The 23,459-nt window shown below is 67.2% G+C and carries 21 protein-coding genes and 5 pseudogenes; 13 read left to right on the top strand and 13 right to left on the bottom strand.

Annotation, left to right across the window (positions count from 1 at the left end; all coding sequences use genetic code 11):
• The first annotated feature begins 180 nt into the window (after positions 1-180).
• The 3 genes from KVT44_RS48585 to KVT44_RS48575 are packed head-to-tail and all read left to right on the top strand — an operon-like array spanning position 181 to position 2,513.
• Entirely contained in the window at positions 181-552 is a 372-nt protein-coding gene (locus KVT44_RS48585) for a WXG100 family type VII secretion target (RefSeq protein ID WP_217574804.1), read from the top strand.
• The gene (locus tag KVT44_RS60845) at positions 549-1,826 is read left to right on the top strand and encodes an RNase A-like domain-containing protein (RefSeq protein WP_217574802.1); all 1,278 of its coding nucleotides are present in this window, start codon (positions 549-551) and stop codon (positions 1,824-1,826) included. Before KVT44_RS48585 ends, KVT44_RS60845 begins: the two co-directional genes overlap by 4 nt.
• Before the next feature lie 27 nt (positions 1,827-1,853).
• A complete protein-coding gene (locus tag KVT44_RS48575; RefSeq protein ID WP_067362492.1) occupies positions 1,854-2,513 on the top strand; it encodes a contact-dependent growth inhibition system immunity protein in 660 nt (219 codons plus the stop codon).
• Positions 2,514-3,252: 739 nt separating this feature from the next.
• Here KVT44_RS48575 and KVT44_RS59190 read toward each other — a convergent pair.
• Positions 3,253-3,403, bottom strand: a pseudogene (locus KVT44_RS59190) (short-chain fatty acyl-CoA regulator family protein); the annotation flags it as partial.
• 170 nt (positions 3,404-3,573) lie between these two features.
• Between KVT44_RS59190 and KVT44_RS48565 the strand changes: the two are divergent.
• Positions 3,574-4,137: an EF-Tu/IF-2/RF-3 family GTPase gene (locus KVT44_RS48565; RefSeq protein WP_308314335.1), complete on the top strand. Its 564-nt coding sequence runs from the start codon at positions 3,574-3,576 to the stop codon at positions 4,135-4,137.
• Between the two features lie 3 nt (positions 4,138-4,140).
• Here the strand turns inward: KVT44_RS48565 and KVT44_RS48560 are convergent.
• The 3 genes and pseudogenes from KVT44_RS48560 to KVT44_RS48550 form a co-directional block, all read right to left on the bottom strand.
• Positions 4,141-5,022, bottom strand: a pseudogene (locus KVT44_RS48560) (IS5 family transposase).
• A gap of 560 nt (positions 5,023-5,582) precedes the next feature.
• Positions 5,583-5,861, bottom strand: a pseudogene (locus tag KVT44_RS48555) (transposase); the annotation flags it as partial.
• A gap of 255 nt (positions 5,862-6,116) precedes the next feature.
• Positions 6,117-6,332, bottom strand: coding sequence for a DUF6243 family protein (locus KVT44_RS48550; RefSeq protein WP_217574798.1), 216 nt, complete (start codon positions 6,330-6,332; stop codon positions 6,117-6,119).
• A 560-nt stretch (positions 6,333-6,892) separates the two neighbouring features.
• Here KVT44_RS48550 and KVT44_RS48545 point away from each other — a divergent pair.
• The gene (locus tag KVT44_RS48545; RefSeq protein WP_217574796.1) at positions 6,893-7,444 is read left to right on the top strand and encodes a hypothetical protein; all 552 of its coding nucleotides are present in this window, start codon (positions 6,893-6,895) and stop codon (positions 7,442-7,444) included.
• A 335-nt stretch (positions 7,445-7,779) separates the two neighbouring features.
• A complete protein-coding gene (locus tag KVT44_RS48540; RefSeq protein WP_308314334.1) occupies positions 7,780-8,271 on the top strand; it encodes a hypothetical protein in 492 nt (163 codons plus the stop codon).
• Positions 8,272-8,334: 63 nt separating this feature from the next.
• Here KVT44_RS48540 and KVT44_RS59185 read toward each other — a convergent pair whose 3' ends face one another.
• The gene (locus KVT44_RS59185; protein ID WP_308314338.1) at positions 8,335-9,690 is read right to left on the bottom strand and encodes a NucA/NucB deoxyribonuclease domain-containing protein; all 1,356 of its coding nucleotides are present in this window, start codon (positions 9,688-9,690) and stop codon (positions 8,335-8,337) included.
• A 530-nt stretch (positions 9,691-10,220) separates the two neighbouring features.
• Here KVT44_RS59185 and KVT44_RS48530 point away from each other — a divergent pair.
• The 3 genes and pseudogenes from KVT44_RS48530 (at position 10,221) to KVT44_RS48520 (ending at position 13,582) form a co-directional block, all read left to right on the top strand.
• A complete protein-coding gene (locus KVT44_RS48530; RefSeq protein WP_217574794.1) occupies positions 10,221-10,991 on the top strand; it encodes a hypothetical protein in 771 nt (256 codons plus the stop codon).
• A 129-nt stretch (positions 10,992-11,120) separates the two neighbouring features.
• Positions 11,121-12,119, top strand: coding sequence for a hypothetical protein (locus tag KVT44_RS48525; RefSeq protein WP_217574792.1), 999 nt, complete (start codon positions 11,121-11,123; stop codon positions 12,117-12,119).
• Positions 12,120-12,433: 314 nt separating this feature from the next.
• Positions 12,434-13,582, top strand: a pseudogene (locus KVT44_RS48520) (IS3 family transposase).
• Positions 13,583-13,945: 363 nt separating this feature from the next.
• Here the strand turns inward: KVT44_RS48520 and KVT44_RS48515 are convergent.
• From KVT44_RS48515 to KVT44_RS48500, 4 genes are all read right to left on the bottom strand, one after another.
• Positions 13,946-14,485, bottom strand: coding sequence for an NAD(P)H-dependent oxidoreductase (locus KVT44_RS48515; protein WP_217574790.1), 540 nt, complete (start codon positions 14,483-14,485; stop codon positions 13,946-13,948).
• Positions 14,486-14,576: 91 nt separating this feature from the next.
• On the bottom strand, positions 14,577-15,557 hold the full coding sequence (locus tag KVT44_RS48510) for an aldo/keto reductase (RefSeq protein WP_217574788.1): 981 nt from the start codon (positions 15,555-15,557) through the stop codon (positions 14,577-14,579).
• Between the two features lie 377 nt (positions 15,558-15,934).
• Positions 15,935-16,417 carry a nitroreductase family deazaflavin-dependent oxidoreductase gene (locus tag KVT44_RS48505; RefSeq protein ID WP_217574786.1) on the bottom strand — a complete coding sequence of 161 codons (483 nt, stop codon included), beginning with the start codon at positions 16,415-16,417 and terminating at the stop codon, positions 15,935-15,937.
• Positions 16,418-16,427: 10 nt separating this feature from the next.
• Positions 16,428-17,273, bottom strand: coding sequence for an SDR family oxidoreductase (locus KVT44_RS48500; RefSeq protein ID WP_217574784.1), 846 nt, complete (start codon positions 17,271-17,273; stop codon positions 16,428-16,430).
• A gap of 246 nt (positions 17,274-17,519) precedes the next feature.
• On the opposite strand from KVT44_RS48500, the gene KVT44_RS48495 reads away from it, so the two are divergent.
• Entirely contained in the window at positions 17,520-18,479 is a 960-nt protein-coding gene (locus KVT44_RS48495) for a helix-turn-helix transcriptional regulator (protein WP_217574782.1), read from the top strand.
• A gap of 92 nt (positions 18,480-18,571) precedes the next feature.
• A pseudogene (locus KVT44_RS48490) lies at positions 18,572-18,961 on the top strand (sigma-70 family RNA polymerase sigma factor); the annotation flags it as partial.
• Positions 18,962-19,123: 162 nt separating this feature from the next.
• Here KVT44_RS48490 and KVT44_RS48485 read toward each other — a convergent pair.
• Entirely contained in the window at positions 19,124-19,510 is a 387-nt protein-coding gene (locus tag KVT44_RS48485) for a hypothetical protein (RefSeq protein ID WP_217574780.1), read from the bottom strand.
• A gap of 277 nt (positions 19,511-19,787) precedes the next feature.
• Between KVT44_RS48485 and KVT44_RS48480 the strand changes: the two genes are divergently transcribed.
• Complete coding sequence (locus tag KVT44_RS48480; RefSeq protein ID WP_308314333.1) at positions 19,788-20,045, top strand: helix-turn-helix domain-containing protein; 258 nt, start codon at positions 19,788-19,790, stop codon at positions 20,043-20,045.
• Between the two features lie 172 nt (positions 20,046-20,217).
• On the opposite strand, the gene KVT44_RS48475 is transcribed toward KVT44_RS48480, so the two are convergent.
• Both KVT44_RS48475 and KVT44_RS59180 read right to left on the bottom strand, forming a co-directional pair.
• Positions 20,218-21,270, bottom strand: a complete 1,053-nt coding sequence (locus KVT44_RS48475; RefSeq protein WP_217574779.1) for an acyl-CoA desaturase — start codon at positions 21,268-21,270, stop codon at positions 20,218-20,220.
• Complete coding sequence (locus KVT44_RS59180) at positions 21,267-21,662, bottom strand: YihY/virulence factor BrkB family protein (protein ID WP_308314332.1); 396 nt, start codon at positions 21,660-21,662, stop codon at positions 21,267-21,269. Before KVT44_RS59180 ends, KVT44_RS48475 begins: the two co-directional genes overlap by 4 nt.
• Before the next feature lie 230 nt (positions 21,663-21,892).
• Between KVT44_RS59180 and KVT44_RS48465 the strand changes: the two genes are divergently transcribed.
• Positions 21,893-22,726, top strand: a complete 834-nt coding sequence (locus KVT44_RS48465; RefSeq protein ID WP_217574776.1) for a YhjD/YihY/BrkB family envelope integrity protein — start codon at positions 21,893-21,895, stop codon at positions 22,724-22,726.
• A gap of 222 nt (positions 22,727-22,948) precedes the next feature.
• On the opposite strand, the gene KVT44_RS48460 is transcribed toward KVT44_RS48465, so the two are convergent.
• Positions 22,949-23,161 carry a helix-turn-helix domain-containing protein gene (locus tag KVT44_RS48460; protein ID WP_254650909.1) on the bottom strand — a complete coding sequence of 71 codons (213 nt, stop codon included), beginning with the start codon at positions 23,159-23,161 and terminating at the stop codon, positions 22,949-22,951.
• Positions 23,162-23,459 lie beyond the last annotated feature (298 nt).

Here is a 23,459-nt window from a genome sequence, read left to right as displayed (position 1 = left end):
GTCACCGGCGGAGCCTATTTGCTCCTGCGGCCCCACCCTCCGCCCTGCCCTGCCCTGCCCTGCCCTGCGGAATCTTGAACGGAACTTTACTGCCGCTTGACGCCGCTCTCGGCTGCGAAGCCTGCCCGCCGCTTAGGGTCTTTGGGCTGGTGAGGCAACGGAGGGGACGGGCGCAACACCATGGGCGACAAGGGCAGTGGCGGCGACGGCGAGATACTCGACATCAAGATCGCCGATCTGAAGAAGACGGCTCCGCACTTCCACACGCACAGCGCCGATCTCGCCAAGGCCCTGACCAAGCTCAAACTGGCACTGTCGGCGGCCGGTTCGCCGTGGGGCGACGACGATCAGGGCCACGCCTTCCACAAGGCGTACGGACCGAACGTGAAGAAGATCGAGAACGCCTCCGACATCCTCGCCCAGGGCCTGGCCAGCATCCACGACGCGTTGACGGACATGGCGGACGGCCACATCGACAACGAGGAACTCGTCCGCTCGATGTTCAGCAAGATCAAGGCCACCCCGCACGACGGAAACGGCACCCAGCAGTGAGCGGTGCCGCCGACAAGGCCAAGGAGATCATCCAGGACGTCACCGGTATGTGGTGGCCGGATGCCGACGAGGGTGGGCTGCGCGACGCGGCCAAGGCGTGGCGAGACTTCGCCGACGACATCGAAGAGGTGACGGCCGCGGCGAACAAGTCCGCCCGCGGCATCATCGAGCACAACAAGGGCGAGGCGATCTCCGCCTTCGACGACCCGTACTGGCGACGCTACTACTACGACGGCCACGGCTGGCTCCAGGACATGATCGACGGCGCCCGTGACATGGCCAAAGCGCTCGACAAGTACGCCGACGTCGTCCATGCCGCCGTCAAGCGCCTGGAGCACGAGCTGGAGATCGTCGGCGCGACGATCATCGCCGGCACGGCACTGGCCGTCTTCACCTTCGGCATCTCCGAGGCCGCCGCGACAGCGGCCACGGCCACCATCGTGGAGCTCGCCGCGACCCTCGGCGTCGCCGTCTCCACCGAGATCGCCACCATCGCCGGTACGACCCTCGCCACCGCCGCCTTCGCGGGCATCGAGTCTGTCACCGTCGACCTGGCCCTCACCCAGCCGATGTCCATCGCCCTGGGCGAGAGCAAGGGCCTCAGCCTCGACGAGGTACGCCAGGCCGCGCTCTACGGAGCCCTCACCGGTGGCGCTTTCGGCGGCGGGGGCGCCACCGTGAGGGCCGTGCGGGGCGCCGGCGGATGGACAGAACTGCTGGGTGGCGTCCGCGTCGCCGGGCTCGAACCCCAGGTCGCGCTGCCCGGCGGACTGACGGCAAGTGCCGACGACCTCGGCCTGCTCATGAAGGGCGACGGCGAACCCAACGCCTGGCCACGCAACAAACGCAAGGGGGCGCAGAAGCCGAAGTACACGACGGACCTCGCAGCGGACGAAGGCAAGAACGGCGCGCATACCGGCGCCCGTCACGTCGAGGTCACCACCCGGGACCTCCGGGCCCGCCTGCGCGGGGACCCTGAACTGGACGCCGCCTCCCGGTACATCGACCACGCCTCGGCCCAGAAGCACACCCAGGCGGTAGTCCTCAAGCGGCAGAAGCAGATCGAGGACTGGTTGAACAACGGGAGGCCGGCGGGGAAGAAGGACTTTTCGGCCGAGCTGGGAGAGCCCACCGGAATGAGCTTGTCTCGCACCCACTTCAAGAACGGACTGCCCCCAGAATGGGTGACGGGGGCGAAAGTCGTCCTCAAGAAGGACCCGACCGTCCCTCTGGGCTACCGCGTCCTGACCTCCTACCCCGAAGCCACCTCGTAAGACCGCAACCAGACAGGTCCACAGCCCATGGCGCCCATCCACGACCGCTTCACGGAACTGCACGACCTCCTGCAGGCGTACGAATGGAGCGGCAACACATTCGACGACACGATGGAAGCACCCGGCGCAGCGCTCACCTCCTACCTGCGTGTCGTCGCAGCCAAACCCCAGCGTGCGGCAGCCGCAGTACGCGAGCTCGACGATCTGCTCGCCGTCGGCCTGTTCAGCGACGAGGTAGCCGACGACGTCGACCTCCTTCCGCACATCGAACCGCCGTCAGGCGTGAGCGTCGAGGACTGCCTACGGGTCATCCGCCATCACCTCAGCCACTTCCTCGCGAAGCCGCCGGCCGACGGTTCCACCCACCGCCCGCAGACTGCCTGGGAGTGGCGTGAGCGGTTCCCCGCGCTCGCCCACCTTCTGGGGTCCTACTTTCACCAGGACTTCTCCGCCGAGTACCAGTCGCACGCTGAGGCCGTCGACGACTACCTGGCTCTGGAGTCCCCGGAGGACCACCGAGCCGCGGCCACGGACATCGACGCGTTCATCGCAGCCAACCCGAACGACGACGACCTGACGGAAGCCGCCCGTGTACTCGGTCTGCGCATCGCGCCTCCAAAGGGAGTTCCACTGCGCCAGTGGCTCATCGACATCAGGGACATCCTCACTCACCACACTGCCGCCTGATCCCGCCCGGCGCGGCCGTCAGAACCGTGGTGCACCGGTACTCGCCCCCCAACGGATCAACACCCCCCATGATCCGCTCAAGTCACCGCTGACCAGGCGGGCCCGTCACCCGCCAGCGTCCGTCGCTCCCTGTTCCGCCCGCGCGAGGGCTTGCAGCCGAACGGAGCGCACCACCGCGAACGCGCCCACCGCCGCCTCCCTCAGAGACTCCCCGGCTGACGCGCGCCAGCCGGGGTTCTGCATCGCCTGTCCTGTCACAGGGCCCGTCACCCGCCAGCGACCGTCGCTCCCTGTTCCGCCCGCGCGAGGGCTTGCAGCCGAACGGAGCGCACCACCGCGAACGCGCCCACCGCCGCCTCCCTCAGAGACTCCCCGGCTGACGCGCGCCAGCCGGGGTTCTGCATCGCCTGTCCTGTCACAGACGCCCCTATAACGGGGTGACGCTGGATACCGTTCTGACCAGGTTGAAGACCTCGCGGGCGGCATATCGCTTGAGGCATCGGTTGATCTCACACCGGACTGCGGAACCCTAGCGGGTGGGGTCATCTCGGTATTCGGCGAAACAGCGGTCTTCTCCCTGGCGGAGCACCCTCACCTCGTCGCCGCGCAGGCTGTCTTCGCGGGCCACGAGGCGGCCTGACAACGGGTCCCAGACTCTCGCGTCATGAATGGTCGGTGGAGACCAGGAAGACCCGGCCGCTGCTTCCGGTGAGGGGTGCGAGGCCACTCGTCCGTACTCCGCTGCGCGCTGGAGGCACTCGAGGCGCTCGCAGGCGCGGCAGCCCGTCCCGATCGGGGTGGCGACCGCCGTGCGGCCGCGGTCTAGGCCGTCGGAGTAGACGAGCCGGTGGGCGGTGGCGGATCTCGCAGCAGTGGCCGATGGCGAAGGTGTTGGCTAGAGCGTGTCCGGTAGGTCGCCGTCTGGACTGCGTCGCAGCCCCTCGGCTGTACGGGTAGTACGCGTTGTTAGCCTCAGCCCGTGGTAGTCGCTGCGTGTGCAGTCACGTAGGGCCACGGGGGAACCGTGGGTGGATCTATGGGTCAGTCAGTGGTGAATGCGGTGGAGAAGCCATTCTTGATGCCTGTCGAGGATGTCTTCTGCCTGCAACAGGGCAGGATGGTCATGCTGACGGGCCGGATCGAGCGTGGGCGGGTACGCAAGGGTGACGAGGTGGAGATCGTCGGCCTGGGGGGGGGCGGCGCGACCGCCCGTGTGGCGGACATCGACGCGAGTCACGTACGTATCGACGAGGCCGGTGCGGACATGAACGTGGGGGTGCTGCTGCGTGGCATAGCAGCGGATGCGGTTGAGCGGGGCCACGTGCTTGCGACTCCGGGCTCGATCAGCGCCCACGCCTGCTTCGCTGCGGACATCACCCTGCTGTCCGAGGAACAGGGCGGTGCGGACGTAGTGTCCGGCGATCGCCTTGGCTTCCACACCCGCAGCGCCGCGGTGTGGGGCACTGTCACGCTTCACGGGGTGGATGTGGTGCGGCCCCTTCACGGGGCCGAAGTGACAGTCACCCTCGAAGAACCCGTTGCCCTGGAGGAAGCCCAGCCTTTCGCATTCCGTCAGCGCGGTCGTGCCGCCGGCTCCGGCACCGTGACTCGACTCCCGCGCTGAGCTTCACGAACGGAGCCAGAGCCGGATCGCTGCAAGGGTGACCGTGCCTTGAAAGGCAAACGCCCGCTTGTCGAAGCGTGTTGCAACAGCCCTATGGATCTTCAGCTTGCCGATCAGTCGCTCGACTTCGTTCCGACGGGCTTACCGCTCCTGGTCAAAGCCGGTGGGCCTGCCGCCCGCACTTCCGCGGCGGCGCCGGTTGGCCCGCTGGTTCTGAGGCTCCGGGATCGTGTGGCTGATCTGACGCCGGCGGAGGTAACGGCGGTTGCTGCGTGAGGAATACGCCTTGTCCGCGCTCAGATGGTCCGGCCGCGTGCGCGGATGCCCACCGCCCACTAGCGGTACTCGAACGCGCTCCAGGACCGGGATCATCTGCGGCGCGTCACCCCACTGCCCCGACGTGATCAAGAAGGCAAGGGGCCGCAGACCGCCCTCACCAACCAAGTGAATCTTCGCGGTGAGTCCACCCCGGGAACGCCCCAGAGCCTCGTCATCACGATGCCCGCGCGCTCGCGTGCGTCTGCCCGGGATGCGCGCGGCCCGGCGGCGGGCGCCGGCTGCATGCTGGTGAGCGCGGCACATCGTCGAGTCCACGCTGGCCATGCTCCAGTCGATTCGCCCTTGGGCATCCGCACCGGCCTGCACAGCCTGCAAGATCCTCTCCCACGTGCCGTCCGCCGACCATCGGCGGTGCCTGTCGTGCACGGTCTTCCATTTCCCGAACCGCTCAGGAAGGTCTCTCCAGGGAATGCCTGTGCGCAGCCGGAACAAGATCCCATTGATTACCACGCGATGGCTCTTCCAGCGTCTGCCCCGGCCCGTGCTCTTCGGCAGATGCGGTTCGAGCAGCACCCACTCCGCGTCAGAGATATCACCCCGCCCCACGCCGAACAGAACGACCCGAACGACCGTCTGTCACACGATTCATCGGACACGCCCTAGCGCCACCAGCTCACTCGCCCTGGCCTCCGCCGTCGGCATCGCCGCCAAGTCGGCCTCCGGCCAACGGCTTCCACCCCGACCCGCCACCCGGGCGTTGCCGACCGGGCACGCGGCCGCCGTCGCGGCTTTCGCGACCGCCGTCACCCTGTCACCCGGGCTGGGAGCCGCGCTCATCCCCCTGGCCACAGCAGCCTCCGTGTTCCGCGCAGCGTTTCCCATCCGCGGGGCCTGGTTCTTGATGCCGGTGATGCACGCGTGGTCGGACGTCATGCGCTTGAGTCCGATCCGGCCGGACGGGACCCTTGGCCGCCAGCGCGGTCAACGAGTATGCCGTCCTCTGACGTATGACGATGTGCCAGCCGTTGGGGCTCGGTCTGACCGCCGGTTCCAAATGCATGCGCCTGCCTCGCGCGCTTCTCCAGTTCCGGCATGGCTCGCACACACGGGCACCCGAGCAGCCCACCCATACGCCAGGAAGTTGTTGTTCAATCCTGTCACTGCCCCTATGACAGGGGGTGTGAGAATGTGGGCCAGATCAGGTGAAAGACCTCTCGGACGACGTAGCGTTTGAGGCATCGGACGATTTCGCGCCGGGTCTTGCCCTCCTTGCTGCGGCGTTCGTAGTAGTCCTGGGTGCACGGGTCGACCCGCAGGCGGGTGAACACGATGCGATGCAGCGCAGCATTGGCCTGCCGGTCGCCGCCGCGGTTGAGGCGACGGTACTGCCGGCGTCCCGAGGAACGCTCGACGGGACTGACCCCGCACAAAGCGGCGAAGGACGCCCTGCACGCTCTTCCTGACAGTGTCGCCCGGGCTGGGCACGGGGAACGCGCTGGTGGTGATGCTGCTGGTGCAGCTCGGGTGGTGGCGGTGACGGGGCTGCTGAATCTGCGGCTGCCCCGGGTGGTCAGCTGAGACGCGGGTGGTCGGCCGAGAGCTGAGCGGGACCGGCCGCGCCCGGTACGGCAGCAGGGCCCGGACCGCGCGTCGCGGTCCGGGCCCTGCCCCGTGCGGTGCCGCCCTGCGGCGGCGGTGCGTCAGCTCTTTGCGGTGTCGTCGCCCGCCTGTCCGGCGCCCTCAGCTGCGCCTGCCTTCTCTCGCATCTTGCGCACCAGCTCCGCCTTCTGGTCGGCTGCACCCTGGCGGTCGAGGTTGCGGTGCGGACCGTTGTTCTGCCGTTCGGCGCGGGACAGCTTCTTGCGCTGGCCGCCGCCCATGCCCACGGGGTTGTTGATGTTCTTGCTCACGGTCACGGGTTCTCCCGGTAATGATGTGAAGTGATCTACGGATTCATCGGTGGAGGACGGGCGGCGACGTCGAAGGACGTCAGCAGGGGCCCATCACGCTCTCACTCGTAAATCGGCGCCTGGAAGAACATGACAAAGACGTTACCCGCTTCCGTCGGCCCCGCACACCAACCTTTTCGCCGCCCCGGCGTCGGCCGGGCCTTCGGCGAGCGCCCGGGGTCAGCCGTTTCCTTCCGGGAATCTCAGCACCGCCAGCACCCGCCAGCACCCGCCGGTGGTCGCCGCCCGCCCGGGCAGGTCCAGATGGGCGTTACTGGGCCGCCGCGGGCGTTGTCAGTGGTCGCGAGCACACTGACGGCATGAGAGATCATCTCACTTGCGCCCCGCCGTTACGGCCAGCCTCGCTGCGGAACGTCTGCGCAGCGAGGCGTCGTTCGCGGCGCTGTGCGCGGTCAGCCCACCCTAGTGCGACCGACGACTCGTGACACAGCTGGGAACTGATCACCGGGCTACGGAGTCCGTCATAGTTTGAACGGCCGGGATGCCAGTGAAGTGGTGGGGAAGTTGTGACGAACAGCAGCGGTAGCAATCCGTCGGCAGCGGGTCCGGGCACGTCTGCGCCGGGGCAGCCGCGCTGGGCCTGGTGGGTCGTAGGCATCGTCGTGCCCGTCGTTGGCATCGCAGCCACGGTGTTCGTCAGCAACCGGCACAGCTCTGCTGACGACTCGAAGCCACCCGCCGTCGCGGGGGCACCGTCTGCCACGCATGATCAAGCCAAGCCAGCCGCATCAGCGGACCCGGCCAGCCCGGAGAACACGGCGTCCCGCGCCATGTTCGGTCCACACGACATTCAGTTCCGGACCAGCGCCTACGGGGTTGACATCGACTTCGACACGCGCAAGCCGCTTGTTGCGGATGACCTCAAGGGCGCCGACTTGTCGGCCGTCACCGATGGAAGCGGGACGGCTGGTTCCACCAACTTCCATGGCGGCCCCCGGCTCGCGGCGATCATCGCGCCGATTTCGGGAAGTGATGCTGATCCAACCGAGGCGCAGTGCGCGGAGGCGTTGCGGAGCAACGGCGACCCCATGCTGCAGGACCCGCCTCAGGATGCGTAGTTCTGTGTTCAGACCACCGAGGGGCGTATTGCGTTCGTGCGTGTCGTGTCGACCGCACCGGGTGGGCACACCATGAGGCTCACAGCGACGGTTTGGGACCTCGCCACCTAGTACTCCAGCCGGACTTCTGCATTTCTCCTGCTCAACGGCCTGGCGGTGGGGAGTGTAGCGAGGGTTTGGCATGGGTGGGGCGGTCTTGGGCCGACCGTCCCGCCAACGAGTGCCCGCGCTGCCACTCTGAGGATCAAGGCCGCCAGCCAACCGCGTCCGGGCGACCGGCTGTCTGGGCGCGGTAGGCACGGGACGGGATCTACGATCCCTGGTGATGACCAGTGGTGCGTGACGTCGAAGGGACGCTCATGGCAGAGCTTGTCCGCAAGCAGCACATCGATGCGGATGTGGGGTACAACGCGTTCGGGTTGCAGGAGTCCGATGACGCGGACCTGCCGGTGCCGTTCCCTGACGACTTCGACTACGACACATTCCTCAGCACTCATCCGGGGCGGCTGGACATCACCAGCGGTGGCCACACCCACACTGCCGCCGTCACGGTCGAAGTGTGGGACGGGCCGCCGCCCGAACAAGACCCAGCCAGTTGGGACGAGCAGGCCGAAGCCGACTTCGAATCGACCAGCGGCCAGGTGGCGGTGTGGTCTATGAGCCTGGGCCGAGCCGACGATGTCATCACGCTGGCCGATTCCGGCGGTACGTGGCAGGTCCGGGTGAGCTGTGCGGGCCGGGCTGAGGCTGCTGCTCTGTCCGGCGGTGAGGGCACCGGCACGGGGGTCGAGCGCTATCTCGTCCAGTTCTGGCCCGCTGGATCCTGATCACGCGAAGTGGGGCGGGGCAGTGCCCGGCACTGCCCCGCCCCGGCAACTGGTGACACCAGGTCAGGTGACGATCTTCACGATGAAGCCGTCGTTGTCTCCGTCGATGGTGCGGTTGTTGCCGTAGAAGCCTTGCAGGAGATTCCCGCCGGCTCGGTTGTCGTCCTTCGGGATCGGCTTCACCGAGAAGTTGAATTTCCTGACCTCGGGGTCATAGTCGTGTTCCGCGGCCCCCTCGTAGGTGGTCGCGAAGGGGTACTCGTCGCACTCCTTGCCTCCGTTGGTGTAGTTGGCGCCCCAGTATCGTCTGCATTGCTTGACTGCCGCCTTGCGGTTGTTGTCCCTGCGGGTGGCACTCACCGTGCGGTGCAGAGGGTCCTCCACTGTCTGGCCGGGCACCTTCTTCGCCGACATGTACGGTTTGGTGTCCTGCGGGTTGATGAACGCCGTCCTGATGTGCGCGGCTTCGGCTCGTTCCTCGGCTCCCTGCTTCGCGCTCAGAACGAGCGTCGTGAGGTAGCTGAAGGTGGCCGCGCCCTTCTTCACCGGGTTGCCGCCGCCCGTGGAGTTGGCCAGGTACGACGCGGCATCCCATCGGGGCGCGAGCATGAACAGCTTGCCGCCCATGTCTCCGCTCAGCGTCCACGGGGCCGGAGGCGTGTAGCTGATGGCCGGCTCGTACACCGAGAAGAGCAGGTCCGAGTTGCCGCTGCCTTGCCCCGGCTTCGCGTTCACCGTCTCATGGAACGTGCGAAGCGCCTTCAGCTCCGCGAACGTCTTCGTGCCCGGCGCGTTCCCGCCCCGGGTGTAGCGCGCCCCGGCTGGCCAGCTCTGCGGGATGTTGCCCTTCGTCGTGATCGGCATAGACGCGGCGCCGGTGGTGCCGGTCGTCGCAAAGTCGGTGAAGTAGTACTGGAAATCGATCGTGCGGCTGTTCTTCGCGATCGTGCCGACCACACGAACGTTGAACGCGCTCTCGCCGACAACCTGGCGGTTGCGCACCCAGGTCTGCAGGAACGACGCCCCGTCACACACCGCGAACCGGGACTTCACGAAGAATTTCTTGTCGCTGCCCAGCCCCTTCTTGCACTCCTCGAACGTCATCGTCCGAGCCGGCTGCGGAGCCGTGACCCCAGCCCGGGCCGGCCCCGCGGCCTCCGAGGCCGGTACCGTGCCCGAGGCTCTGCGGGATATGGGCGCGTACGAGGCAGCCGGACCCACCGTCTCCCGCGCCAGCCCCACCCCCGGCTCCGCCTTCGCGGCGAGTTCCCTCAGCTGCTGCACACCCTGCCCGCTCTGCAACTCTTTCAGTGACGGTGTGGCAGCACCGACCGGGAGCACATACGACTCCACTTTCAGATGGTCCCGGCCGTCCGCGCTCGCCCCTGCTGACGCCGTGGCCGACACCACAGCGAGCACGCTCAACGTCGTCAGTGCACGCGTACTGCCCCGCCACGTCCAGGTCCTACCCATCAATCAAACCCCCGCAATTCAGGTGGCGCCGGACCTGACGTCCCGCACCTGGTCACCCAAGACCTTCTCGAACAAAGAAGCGAAAGCAATGGCGCCACACCGGACATGTCCTGATCACGACAACATCTTGGCCGAGATCACGACACTCCGACTCACCCCCGCTGGGGCCTGCCGAGCACCCCCACTTGCGGGAGGGCGGGGGCGCCGGCGGGTAGGGCGCCGGTGACGTGTATGAGGGGCGCCTAATTAGGCGGAGGCCCCCCCCTACCCTCCAGGATCATGGCTCCAAGTCGATCACCGATGGCCCAGTGACGGTCGCTGGTCTGCTGATGAATCAGCGCGAAGTCAAGCCTCCCCGCCTCTCGGCACATGACGATTCGCCCACATATGTAAATGCCACGCACCATCGTGGCCTTCACCCACACGCTCAAGCCGGGACAAGCGCGACCGACGAAGATCAATACCTCAGGCGAACCTTGGCTCTGCTGAACGGCGCCCGGCCCTACGAGGACCTCATCCGGTCCACCTCCCAAGAATGGGAGGTGCAACCGGGCAGCTCCCTTGCAGGAGACGACGCCAAGACGAACCCCTACCAGGTGTCGCACAACGCCTGGAGTGCCCTGAGCGTCGCCGTCGATCATTTGCACTGCTTTCGCTCGACCCTGGTCGGGGAGCAGAAGGGCAACGAACTCCCCATCACCCTGCATACGCACGGGCAGTACTCCCTGCTGAGGGGGGCGTTCGAGAACAGTGCGCGGGCCGTATGGGTGCTGGGGCCAACCAAACGCCTCATACGCGTGCAGCGCCGGCTCTCTCTACAAGCCAGCGAGTACCGGCACTCGGACCACCTGCTCGAAGTCCTGCAACAGCAACCGAGGCGAACGACGGATGAGCGGATGAGACAGCTCACCGACCTGATCGTGGCCGCCGGCGTGTCCCAGGAGGAGGCAAAAAAGGCGCTCCGGTCGCCGAATTACAAGGACATCGTGCGCGAGGCGGGAGCCTTGACCCCGATGGGGGCCGATCAGGCGGAGGTCATCTGGAGCGGCTGCAGCTCGCTTGCGCACGGCGACACCTACGGAACCCTTAGCTTCCTCGACCGCAGCATCGTGGCGACCGAGGGACGCCTCCACTTGACTCAGCTCACCAGTTCGCCGGCGCTTCTCTACCGGGTCACCGACCGCGCCGTCGCGATGCTGCAGCACGCCTTCGCCCTCTTCAAGGAACGCGCCACCTGCCACCACTGACCCGCGGCTCGCCCAGTGCCGGGACGTCGGCAGGCGCCGTCACCGGACGAGCCGCGCATCACACGTTCAGACGGCACTGTCAGTGCCGAGGGGAACAATCAACTCATGCGCGACAACCACAGGTTCAGAATGGCCGATGGCACGGACCTCGTCGGCCACCAGGGCGACTCGTTCGAGATGCGCATCAGCATCCCGTCCGACGACAACGGGTTCTTCGGCCGTCAATGCCCGGAGTGTTCGTTGGTCTTCCGTATGGACGCCCAGCAGTACGAGGCGCTGCCTGACGACCTCACCCTCTGGTGCGTCTATTGCGGACACCACGCGGAGCACTCGGAGTTCATGACCGAGCAACAGCACGACCGCATCATGCGAGCGGCGGATGACTTCGCCATGCAGATGGTCAGCCAGGAGTTGGACCAAATATTCGGTGGGCTGGCCCGCAGCTCACGAGGCGGCAGCATCTCCTTCTCCTACAAAAAACCGCAGCCCTTCCACCCCCGCCCGCTGCTGGGGATCGACGAGGAGCAACTCGTTCGGATCCGCACGTGCACGGGTTGCCAGAACAACTACGCGGTCTTCGGGGAACACCGATACTGCCCCGTGTGCGGGCCGCTCCCGGCTCCGTCGGTCGCCTTCGATGCGCTCCAGGCCGACGCCGTACGCCTGGACGCGTTGGAAGCCCTGTCTTCGGACACGAAGGCGCTGCTGCGCGAGCAGGGAGTGTTCACGCGCAACTGGGTCGACACCGTGGAGAACGTGGTCGGGGTTGTGGAAGCCCTGGGTTCCTCCCTCTTCCGCGCGGTCGTGCCCAATGCGGACAGCCTCCTGAACGGTAAAGGCGCCATCTTCCAGCGCCTCGACCCCATGGCCGATCTGATCGTCGATGCCGGCCTCTCCGACCTGCGGACCACCCTCGGTCCGCGAACGTGGCAGCGCCTCCTGGAAACCTGGGCTGCCCGCCACGTCTTCACACACAACGACGGCATCTTGGACGAGAAGTACCTGACCAGGGTGCCCGGGTCATCCGCACGCATCGGGCAGCGCCTCGTACTCACCGATGACGTGTGCCGCCGAGCCCTCGACGACGCCAAGGCCCTGTGCAATGCCCTTGTGGATGTGCTGCGTTAGACGGCCGCGAGGGCACATGAGCCTGGGAAACCCCGTGGACCTGTGAGAACTACGGAGAGGTGTTTCCCCTGGTCAACGACCATCTCACCAAGAAACCCCAGGCTAGTCCCTGCCTCTTCCAATCTCTGCACGAGTGGCAGGGCTTCAACCATCATGGGAGCGAAGCCTCGATAGGGAGGACGCCAGATAGGCGCGACACCAAACGCACTTGCCATACGGGTCAAGACAGGGCCCAGAAGGGCCTTGGGTCTGGTGCACGATCGGGTGACATCTGAACTGGCTTGCCCTGTGGGGCGGGTGGGAACGATGTCGCTGTGCCCAAGCCTTATCCGGAAGAGTTCCGCGAGGACGTCGTACGGGTCGCGAGGAACCGCCGGGCGTGACGGTCGAGCAGGTGGCCGCCGACACGCGATGACGCTGTGGAAATGGATGCGTCGCGCGGACATCGACGACGGGACAAAGCCCGGAACGACCAGCCAGGACAACGCGGAACTACGGGAAGCGCGTCGGCGGATCAAGCTGCTGGAGCAGGAGAACGAGGTCCTGCGCCGGACCGCGGCCTACCTGTCGCAGGCGCATCTGCCGGGAAAAGGATCTACCCGCTCGTGAAAGAGCTGGCCTCGGGCGGAATTCCCGTCACGGTCACGTGCAGGGTCCTGAAGCTTGCCGACCAGCCCTACTATCGCTGGCTCGAACGGCCGGTGACCGATGCCGAGTTCGAGCAGGCCACACGCGTGAACGCGTTGTTCGACGCTCACCGCGAGGATCCGGAGTTCGGCTACCGATTCCTGGCCGACGAAGCCCGCAGCGCGGGATCCGGCATGGCTGACCGGACCGCGTGGCGGATCTGCCGGGACAACAACTGGTGGAGTGTGTTCGGCAAGAAGCGCGGCTGTATCAAGAAGGCCGGCCCGCCGGTGCACGACGACCTCGTCCGCCGTGACTTCACCGCGACCGGACCGAACCGGCTGTGGCTCACCGATATCACCGAACACGCCACCAGCGAAGGAAAGTTGTATCTCTGCGCGATCAAGGACGTCTTCAGCAAGAGGATCGTCGGCTACTCGATCGACACGCGGATGAAGTCCCGCCTGGCCGTCACGGCCCTGAACAACGCTGTTGCCCGGCGTGGACACGTCGCCGGGTGCATTCTGCACAGTGATCGCGGATCGCAGTTTCGGTCACGGAAGTTCGTCCGGGCGCTCGATCGGCACCGGATCGTCGGCTCGATAGGGAGGGTCGGGGCGGCAGGCGACAACGCGGCCATGGAGTCCTTCTTCAGCCTGCTGCAGAAGAACGTCCTCGACCGTCGGGCGTGGGCCACCCGCGAGGAACTGCGGATCGCGATCGTGACCTGGATCGAGAGGACCTACCACCGGCGCCGCAGACAAGCCTCGCTCGGCCGGCTGCCCCCCGTCGAATTCGAGACCGTCATGACCACACCGGCCCTCCAGGTCGCGTGACCGAACCTGTCACCCAAACCTGCAGCAGACCCATCTGCCGTCCCTGATCACAAGCGAGTCTTGATCATCAGATCCGCCGTTAGTTTTACAGTCCCGGCCCTCGCCCTCCTCGCCAGCTGGAGCGCCCCCTCGCCACCCGTGCTAGCCCCGCCCCGCACGGAACAGCCCCACTGAGGAGGCTACAACCCAGATCCGCCGAGTCGGCGGCGCTCGGCGATGAGCGATCGGTCGGTTCCACGACACGGTCGCCGTGCACAGATCTCCGGTCGCTTGGCGCGATCCGGCGTAGAGCGACCGGAGACTTGTAGACCCATCACCGCTGCGGCGCGATCGGCAAGAGCGGCACTTGTCGTGAGAGTGCGGTCAGGCGGCGAAGGAGGCGAGCAGTTCGTTGTACTGCTTGGCGGCGGTGTTCAGTTCCTGGTCGGAGAGGCCGAAGGCGGTGCCGTACAGCTTGACCATCGGCTGGATATCGAACTGGCACAGCCGCAGGGTCGCGTGCCAGTTGCTAAGGAGGGTCTCAATGGTGGCCTGGTTCGAGCCTTCGGGGGTGTAGTGGTCGGCGGGGACGCCGGTGGTGACGGCAACGACGGCCTTCTTGCCGGCCAGCTTGGAGGGGGAGCCGTCCATGGTGAAGGCCCAGCCGAGGGTGAAGACCTTGTCCTGCCACTGCTTGAACAGGGGGGTGGTGTTGTACCAGAACACCGGGTGCTGGAAGACGATCACATCGTGTTCGGCCAGCAGTGCCTGCTCGGCTTCGGCGTCGATCTGGAAGTCGGGGTAGGTGGCGTAGAGGTCGTGCACGGTGACATGGGCCAGCTCGCGGACGGCGTCCACCAGGGCCTTGTTGGCCTTCGACTGGGACAGGTCGGGGTGACCTACGACAAGGAGAACCTTGGACATGATGAGAAAACCTCTTCAGTGATCAGTGAAATGGATGAACGGACGCGGGTTGGTCGGGGGTGACGGGTCAGCAAGCCGTCGGGGCGTCAGATCACCGGTCGATGGTGGCCATGTTGGCCTCGTCGTGGCGTTCGCCCGCGGCCGGTGTGAGGTTGTTCAGGCGGTCGAGCTGCGCGGCGCTGAGTTCGATGCCGTCGGCGGCGGTGTTCTCCTCGACGCGTGAGACCCGCCGGGTGCCGGGGATGGGGGCGATGTCATCGCCGCGGGTCAGCAGCCACGCCAGTGCGGTCTGTGCCGGGGTGGCGCCGATCTCGGCGCCGATGGCCTGTACTTCGTCGACGATGCGCAGGTTGCGCTGGAAGTTCTCGCCGGTGAAGCGCGGGTTGGTCTTGCGCCAGTCGTCGTCGGCGAAGTCGTCGACGGTGCGGATCTGCCCGGTCAGCAGGCCGTGGCCGAGCGGCGAGTAGGGAACGAATCCGATGCCGAGCTCGCGCAGCAGCGGGAGGATCTCGGCCTCGACGTCGCGGGTCCACAGGGAGTATTCGGTCTGCAGCGCGGCCACCGGGTGCACTGCGTGTGCGCGGCGGATCGTCTCGGGGCCGGCCTCGGAGAGGCCGATGTGGCGCACCTTGCCCTCGGCGACCAGTTCGGCCAGCGCGCCGATGGTCTCCTCGATGGGCGTGTTGGGGTCGACGCGGTGCTGGTAGTAGAGGTCGATGTGGTCGGTGCCGAGCCGCAGGAGCGAGCCTTCGACCGCGGTCTTCACGTTGTGGGCGCTGCTGTCGATGACGCCGGGGCCGTCGCCGGCGTGGGAGACGAGACCGAACTTCGTGGCCACGACGACGTCGTCCCGGCGGCCCTTGATGGCCTTGCCGACGATTTCCTCGCTGTGGAAGGGGCCGTAGATCTCGGCGGTGTCGATGTGGGTGACCCCGAGGTCCAGGGCCCGGTGGATGGTGCGGATCGACTCGGCGTCGTCGAGCCCCCCGCCCGTGGTGTAGGTGCCGGCCATGGTCATGGCTCCCAGGCCGATGCGGGAGACATCGAGCCCGCCCAGTGATACGTGCTTCATCAGATACTTCCTGTCGTGACGGCCGTCAGGCCCGGTCGGTGGTCGTGATCAGTGGGGTGCGCCACCAGCTGGCGGGCCGCGCTTCGGTGGTCCGCGCGCCGCGGGCGCGGGCGCTGTTGCCCGGGTAGCGGGTCAGCGCCGTAGGTGCACCCGGACGCGGCTTCCGGCCTCGGCCGGGGCAAGGTGCTCAGGCGTGGGTCAGGCTGCCGACCACATCGATGCCGTAGGTCGTTGGCGATGCGCGGGGCTTTGTTCAGGCGGCCGGGTGCGCACTGGCAGTCATGGGGTTTCGAGCCGGGGCCGTCAGCTGCGGTCCGGCGCTGGTGTTGCCAGGGCCAGGCGGCGGGGGATCCGCGGGCTGGACCGGCTGTGCCGGGTCAGTGCTCGTGGGCCGCCGGCTCCAGAACGAGGACGGGGATCTCGCGGACCGTGTTCTTCTGGTACTCGGCGTAGTCGGGGAACGCCTCGACGGCTCGGGCCCACCACACGGCCTTTTCCTCCCCGGTCACCTCGCGTGCCAGCATGTCCTGGCGCGCCGGGCCGTCCTGGAGCTCGACTCGGGGGTCGGCCACCGCGTTGTGGTACCAGACCGGGTGGTTGGGGGCTCCTGCCATGGAGGCGATGACGGCGTAGGAGCCGTCGTGCTCCACCCGCATGACCGGGGTCTTGCGGATCTTGCCGCTCTTCGCGCCCAGGGTGGTCAGGATGACGACGGGCAGGTCCCGGAGCCTCTCGTCTTCTTCCCGTGCGACCAGGACACTCAGAGTCGTTCCCTGCGTACCGCCGGAGCTCTCGTACAGCTCCACCTGGTCACGTACGAACTGCGCCTTGCTCGGCTCGTACTCGCCTTTGAGTGGCATATTGTCCCTCTCAGGCGTGGGTGTCGTCGTAGGCCAGGCTGTCGCCCAGCTCGCGGGATGCCTCGGCCTGGGCGAGGAGTTCCTTAGCCTTGGCCTCGGCGGCTTCGATGGCGTCCGCGCCGGCGACGAAGCGGTGCAGGGGCTTGTCCTGGCCTGCGATGGTGAGCAGGGTGCGGGCGAGCTTGGCGGGGTCGCCGGGCTGCTTGCCGTTCATGCTCTTCATGCCCTCGATCCAGGGGGCGGTGCGCGGGGCGTAGTCGTCGATGGACAGCTCGGGCCAGGTGGTGGAGCCGTCCACGAGGAGTTCGGTGCGGAAGTAGCCGGGCTCCACGACGGTGGTGTGGATGCCGTAGGGCTCGACGTCGTAGCGCAGGGACTCCATCCAGCCCTCTTCGGCGAACTTGGAGGCGGCGTAGGCGGAGGTGAACTCCATGCCGACCAGTCCGGCGGTCGAGGTGATGGTGATGACGTGGCCGGCACGCTGCTTGCGCAGGATGGGCAGGACGGCGCGGGTGACGTTCATCGGGCCGAAGAGATTGGTCTCGAACTGCTGGCGCATCTGCGCGGGCGAGATCTCCTCGAAGTAGCCGGTGAAGAGGTTCCCGGCGTTGTTGATCAGGACGTCGATGCGGCCGAAGCGGTCGACGGCGGCCTGCGCGGCGGCCTCGGCGTCCTCCGAACTGGTGACGTCGAGCCTGGTGACCAGCAGGTTGTCCTGCGGCCCGCCGAGGGTCTTCTCGACCTCTTCGGGGCGGCGGCCGGTGGCGATGACCTGGTGGCCCGCGGCGAGGGCCTCGCGGGCGATGTCCGTGCCCAGACCGCGTCCGGCACCGGTGACGAGAATGACCTTGCTCATGAGGGGATTTCCTTTCAGGCGCCGTATCCAGCACCCGTGGTGGGCGGGGGTGACGCATGGAGCGCCGAGAGCGCCGCAGAGGGGGCTGGGACCGGCGGCACAAGCGCCGTCCGTCCGGACGGTTCACACCGTCGTGGGCGGTGCACCACCAACAAAACCGGTTGTCACGGGAGGGTGGGAGTTCCTCTTGAGGGGGTCACTGACAGGGACCCCCAACCCGGCGGATGCGCTCGTAGAGTGAAGCGCATGGCAGGCAGAAACGACCCAAACGGCACAAACCGCGACATCCGCGATGATTTCCGTGCGGAGATCCGGGAATTTCTCGGCACGCGACGGGCCAGGGTCACCCCCGAGCAGGCCGGACTGCCCCTGTACGGCGGAGAGCGCCGACGGGTCACCGGACTGCGCCGCGAGGAGGTCGCCCTCCTCGCGGGCATCTCCAGCGAGTACTACACCCGGCTGGAGCGCGGCAACGCCACCGGCGTCTCCGAGAGCGTCATCGACGGCATCGCGCAAGCACTCCAGCTCGACGAGGCCGAACGAATCCACCTGCTCGACCTCCTGCGCGGCGCCGGTACGACCCGTCCGCCCCGCCGCCGGGCCGCCCAGCAGCGCGTGCGGCCCGCGGTGCAGCGTGTCCTCGACTCCATGAGCGGCACGCCCGCGTTCATCCTCAGCGGACGCGGGGACATCCTGGCCGCCAACCACCTCGGGCGCGCACTGTTTGCCCCCGTCTACGCCGACCCGGTACGGCCGCCGAACAACGCCCGGTTCGTCTTCCTCAGCCCGCACGCGACCGAGTTCTTCCGCCACTGGGACGAAGTCGCCAACGACACGGTCGCCATGCTGCGCGCCGAGGCCGGTCGCGATCTCTACGACCGGCGGCTGACCGACCTGATCGGGGAGCTGTCGACCCGCAGCGAGGAATTCCGTCACCGCTGGGCCGCCCACAACGTCCGAATGCACACCACCGGCGTGAAGCTCCTCCACCACCCGGTCGTCGGCGACCTCGACCTGCCCTTCGAAACCTTTCCGCTCCCCGACGGTCCCAGCCAGTTCCTCCTCACCTACACCGCCGAGCCCCACTCACCCTCGCAGGACGCCCTGAACCTGCTGGCCAGCTGGGCCGCGACCAACGATGACATCGAGCGGTCCGCGCCGGCCGACGACTCCCAGTCGACCGACTCGGCCGAGACACCCGACTGACCGACGAGCCACGCGAGTCGATCCGCGAAGTCGTCAACGGCTCTGGCGTAGCGGCATGGTCCGCCTTGTTCCGTGTCGGCTTCGTTTTCGAGACCGTCACGGAACTCTCGCAGCTGATGTGCCCGAGCGAGGAGGAGGTCAACGAAGCGCGCCTGGCTTCCAACGGCTACAACTCTGCTTCTCTGGACGCCGCCATCAGCTCCAGCGACGACGGTGAGGCCGCGCTGGCCGACTTCATCGGCATCAACGACAACGCTCTCGAACTCGTCGAGGACTTCAACGCTCTGGACTCAATGATCGCCACACTCGACGACCGCGAACGACGCATCGTCCACATACGATTCGTCGACGAACTCACCCAGGCACAGATCGGCGAACACCTCGGCGTCTCCCAAATGCACGTCTCCCGCCTGCTCTCCCGCATCCTGGACAAACTCCGCGAAGGAATGTTCACGGGCCTTGACTCAAGACCTGGTAGTTAACGTATTTCCGCTGGTGGCAAGGGAGTTCGGTGTCGGGTAGGAACGCGGGCAACGGGGCCGCGTTGGTCAGGTAGTCCGCCAAGACTTCCGACCGTTGAGGAGCCCCGTTGCCCACGCGCCATTGTGCACTGCCACCCGGTCTGGCGAGGGTCACCCGTGAGTTCACCGTGGCCGAGGGCCGGTTACGTGCCCGGCCATCTGGGCGAGTTGACGCAGGTCATACCGTTCGACCTCGTCGATGCCGTTCTGGATGAAACCCACCCGCACCACCGGCGTCATCGGCACCCGGGTCCCGGCCGGGCTCCTCCCGCACCGGCGCCCCTGCATCAGCACCCGAAAAGTCAGGTCATCGGTCTCCCGGTACGCCGAACGCCAAGGCGACGGCCGCCCGGCACAAGCCGCCTGGTCACCGACCTCGACGTCACCATCCTCGAACCCGATCCCGACCTGCCCACCGTCTCGCACGACGATCGACACACACCGGCCGTTGACCGGCGCAGACAGCGCGTCCTGGACCTCCTTCACGCAGAACCCGACCGCCAGTGGCACACCCGCGACACCCCTCTTGCCACCAACGGAAATACGCTAACTACCCGGCCTTGGGTCAAGGCCCGACCTCCCCTACCCGCGGCGGTCCAGGACATCCTGATGAGACGAGTGCCGCTCCACTGCCGCGTCCAGCGCCCGGCCCGCCGGTTCCGGCAGCGGTCGGCCCAGAGCCCACCTGCGCCGCCGGACCCCCACGTCGCAACCACAGCAACCACTACGGCTCCGCGACCTCGTCATCGACACCACAGCACGTCGATGCACCCTCCAGGACGTTGAAGTGCCGCTCCGTCCGAAGGAGTTCCACCTGCTCGCCAGGCATCCGGGCGCGGCCCTCTCACGTGAGTCCCTGTTGGCACAGGTGTGGGACGAGAACTGGTTCGGGCCGGCCAAGACCCTGGACGTCACCATGGCCGGCCTGCGCCGCCGTCTCACCCCGGCCGCCGATGAGTCTGCCCGTCCTTGCCGGTCGCCTCGTATCACGACGCTCCAGGACACGGCTGCCGCTGGAGTGGGGCTCCTTGTGTCTCGGTCTTGAGGTCTGGTTTCGCCACGTGAGTCGTGTCCGGTTTCAGATCATGGCTTCGGTGGGCGTTGTAGCTGACGCGGCCCTCAGCGGCAGCGAGGCCGCCGTCCAGGATCTGCCGGGACTGAACGCGAGTTCCCGTGCAAAGTGCTCCTTGGTCGCAGCTTCTTGGGGCAGATGAGCGTCACACGTGGGCGGTGCTGACACTGGCTCGCCGCAGTGGCGCTCCCGCACGGTGGAGGCTGGCGAGTGCTTGCCGGTAAGAGGTGATCAGTCCGGTTTCCAGGTAGTCCACGCCCAGGTCCTGGCAGTAGCGGCGGACGATGGACCGGGCCTTGCGCAGGTGGGGGCTGGGCATGCTCGGAAACAGGTGGTGTTCGATCTGGTGGTTCAGTCCACCCAGGGCGAGGTCGGTGAACCAGCTGCCGCGTACGTTGCGTGCGGTCAGGACTTGTCGGCGCAGGAAGTCGGGGCGGTCGTTGCCGGTGAGGATCGGCATGCCTTTGTGGTTGGGGGCGAAGAGGCAGCCGAGGTAGATGCCGAACAGGACCTGGTTGACGGCCAAGAACGCTATGGCCATGCATGGCGGGAGGACGAGGAACACTACGGTCAGGTAGGCGGCAATGTGCCCGTAGAGCAGCGTGCCGTCCAGGGCGCGGTTCTTCAGGGTGTGGTTGCCCAGTGCCCGCGCGCTCGCGACGTGCAGGTTGACTCCCTCCAGAGCGAGCAGGGGGAAGAAGAGGAACGCCTGCCAGTGGCCGAGGAGCCTCGGCAGTCCGGTTGCGGCGCGGGCCTGGTCCTGGGACCACACGAGCAGGTCGGGGGCGATGTCGGGATCGAGGTCCTCATGGTTGGGGTTGGCATGGTGGCGGGTGTGTTTGTCCTGCCACCATCCATAGCCCATCCCGATCGCGGCCCCGGCGATGCGGCCGGACGCCTCGCTGGGCCGACGCCGGCGGAAGACCTGACGGTGCGCGACGTCGTGGGCGAGCAGAGCGACCTGCCCGAACATCACGGCGAGGAACGCGGCGACGGCCAAAGTCCACCAGCCGGCGCCGATGAGGACGAACGCGCACCAGCCACCGGCATAGGCGACGGCCACGGCGATGGAGCGGACTGTGTAGTAGCCGGGGCGCCTGTTCATCAGGCCGGCCTCGGCGATCTTCTTGGACAGGCGGGCGAAATCACTGCCGCCTACGGGGGGAGGCGGGCGACGGGGCGGGGTATGCGTGGTCATGCTGTCGGCGTGTCCTTCCCGGCCGATGGGCCGCGTCCGCCGGTGTGCCGGATGCGAGGCGACGACCGGGTACCCACATCCCTGAGTCCAGCACACCAGCCGGGGGTGCTTGTCAGAGGATGCAGGTGTCGCGGGGCTCTCGACGTAGGGCTTTCCCCGGGCGTGTGGCCGCTGTCGTTGGCCCGGGCGCGTTCGAGTTCGAGTTCGGCGTTGAATTCCAGGCTGAGAAGGGTGGCAAGGTTGGAGATCCACATCCAGAGCAGGAAGATGATGATCGCGGCCATGCTGCCGTAGGTCTTGTTGGAGCTGCTCAAGTTCGCCACGTAGAAGGCGAACGCGGCGGAGGCGATGAGCCAGAGGACGATGGCAATGAGGCTGCCGGGCTGATCCACCGGAACTTACGCTTGACGTGGGTGCCGCCCGGTACAGCGGGGCCGTGATCGCGGCGAAGAGCAGGATCATCACGGGCCGTTTCGCGATGTCGTGGCCCCTGGGATCCACGATGTTGTGGTTGCGCCACTCACGGATATCGACTTCTGGATCGTGACCTCCTCCTGAGCCGTTCGGGAAGCTGCGTCGCGCCCTCGCGGGGCGTAGGTGTCGGCCGTGGTAGTCGACAGGCATGCCGATGAAGACCCCGAGTGCCGCAGGCCGTTCCTCTCTGTTCGAACGGCTGGGCCGCCTACTCGGCCATTCACCAGTCGGACACGGATGGCGGCGGAGCCGCGACCTGGCGTTGGGGCAGCGCTCGCTGGGCTTCGCGGCGCTGGGGCTCCTCACGCTCGTGCCGCTGCTGATCATTGTCTCCTCGGCCGATCCAGAGCATGGTCGGGGATTCGCGCAGCGGCTGGGGGAAGGACTCGGCGTGTCGACGACTTCCAGGGAACACGTGGAGCAGTTGTTTATTCGTCCCAGTCAGGCTCTGCGAACCACGACCGCGTTCGGAATCGCCGTCCTCGCCGCTTTCGGCCTGACCTTCGGGGCAGCGGTGCAGTCCGGCTATGAAAAGGTCTGGGACTTGCCCCCGGCCCGCTGGTGGGCCAGGTGGCGCCACGTGGTGTGGCTCGGCGTACTCATCGGCTACCTCTTCGCCTCCGCCACCACCACGCTGCGACCCGAGTCCCTGGCCGGCGCGTTCGCCGCATCGCTGAGCGCCGTCCTGTTCTTCTGGTGGTCGCAGCGCATACTGCTCGGCGGGCGGGTTCGATGGCACGCCCTGTTGCCCGGCGCGGTGGCCACCATGGCCGGGCTGCTCGGTCTCAGGGCCTTCTCCCGGCTCGTCTACTCGCCACTGATCGCGTCCAACGCCGTCACCTACGGCCCCGTCGGAACCGTCCTGGTCATCCAGTCCTGGCTGGTCGGTGTAGGAATCGTCGTCTTCGGCGGTGCCCTGGCCGGCCGACTACTCCACGAGGAGCTCCCACGCGTGGCACGTGCACTGAAACAGCGAGGATGAGACACGACCTCGGAGCCCTGAACTGCTCACGCCTGAACTGGACTAGCGGCAGGCCGACACGATGGCGGAAGCATGTCGGGCGAGCCGTGCGGCCATCGGCATCCAGGCGCACCCCACCTCCTGCCGCAGGCGCGGTTGTCCGGCGCGCCGTCGTAGCGGTGCGCGCTTCGCAAGCCCTGCGTGCGCATGTCTGGCATCGACGTGTCCCCCACATCGGTGGTGTCACTCACCGTGGGAGACGGGCCTCGATGAGAAGTTGGTCGCGGAGCTGGGCCAGGCGCTTACGGCCGAACGCGGGTCAAGCAGAGCGTGGCTTCGCGGCGGCTGTCGGGGCAAGGCCGAACGGCGTTCGACGAAGCCAAGGGCCTTGAGGCGGTCGACCGGACGGCAGACCGAGGGCGGGGCTGCGCCCAGGAGCCGGGTGAGAGCACGCATACGGATCCCGTTCTCACGGTCGACGATGTACATCGCACGCAGCTGAGGGACGGAGACATACGGAATCGGGGCGTCGTTGCGGGCACGTTGCTGGCCTGGCGGGCCGTGGCGCGGACGGGGTCGGGGGCGGGACGGGGCGGGTGCGCTCGGTCATGCGTTTTCCATCCGCGGGGCCCGGTTCTTGATGCCGGTGATGCATGCGTGGTCGGACGTCATGCGCTTAACTGGCTCTAACAAAAGCTGTTGATCATGCGACTGTTGGCTTGTCTGCTCGTTGGTCTGGTCGTGGGGAAACGTC

Source organism: Streptomyces sp. GbtcB7 (genome assembly GCF_019091445.1).
In the GTDB taxonomy this organism is placed as follows: Bacteria; Actinomycetota; Actinomycetes; order Streptomycetales; family Streptomycetaceae; genus Streptomyces; species Streptomyces mirabilis.
Note: the sequence above shows the minus strand (reverse complement) of the source record. Positions and strands in the feature narration are given on the sequence as shown.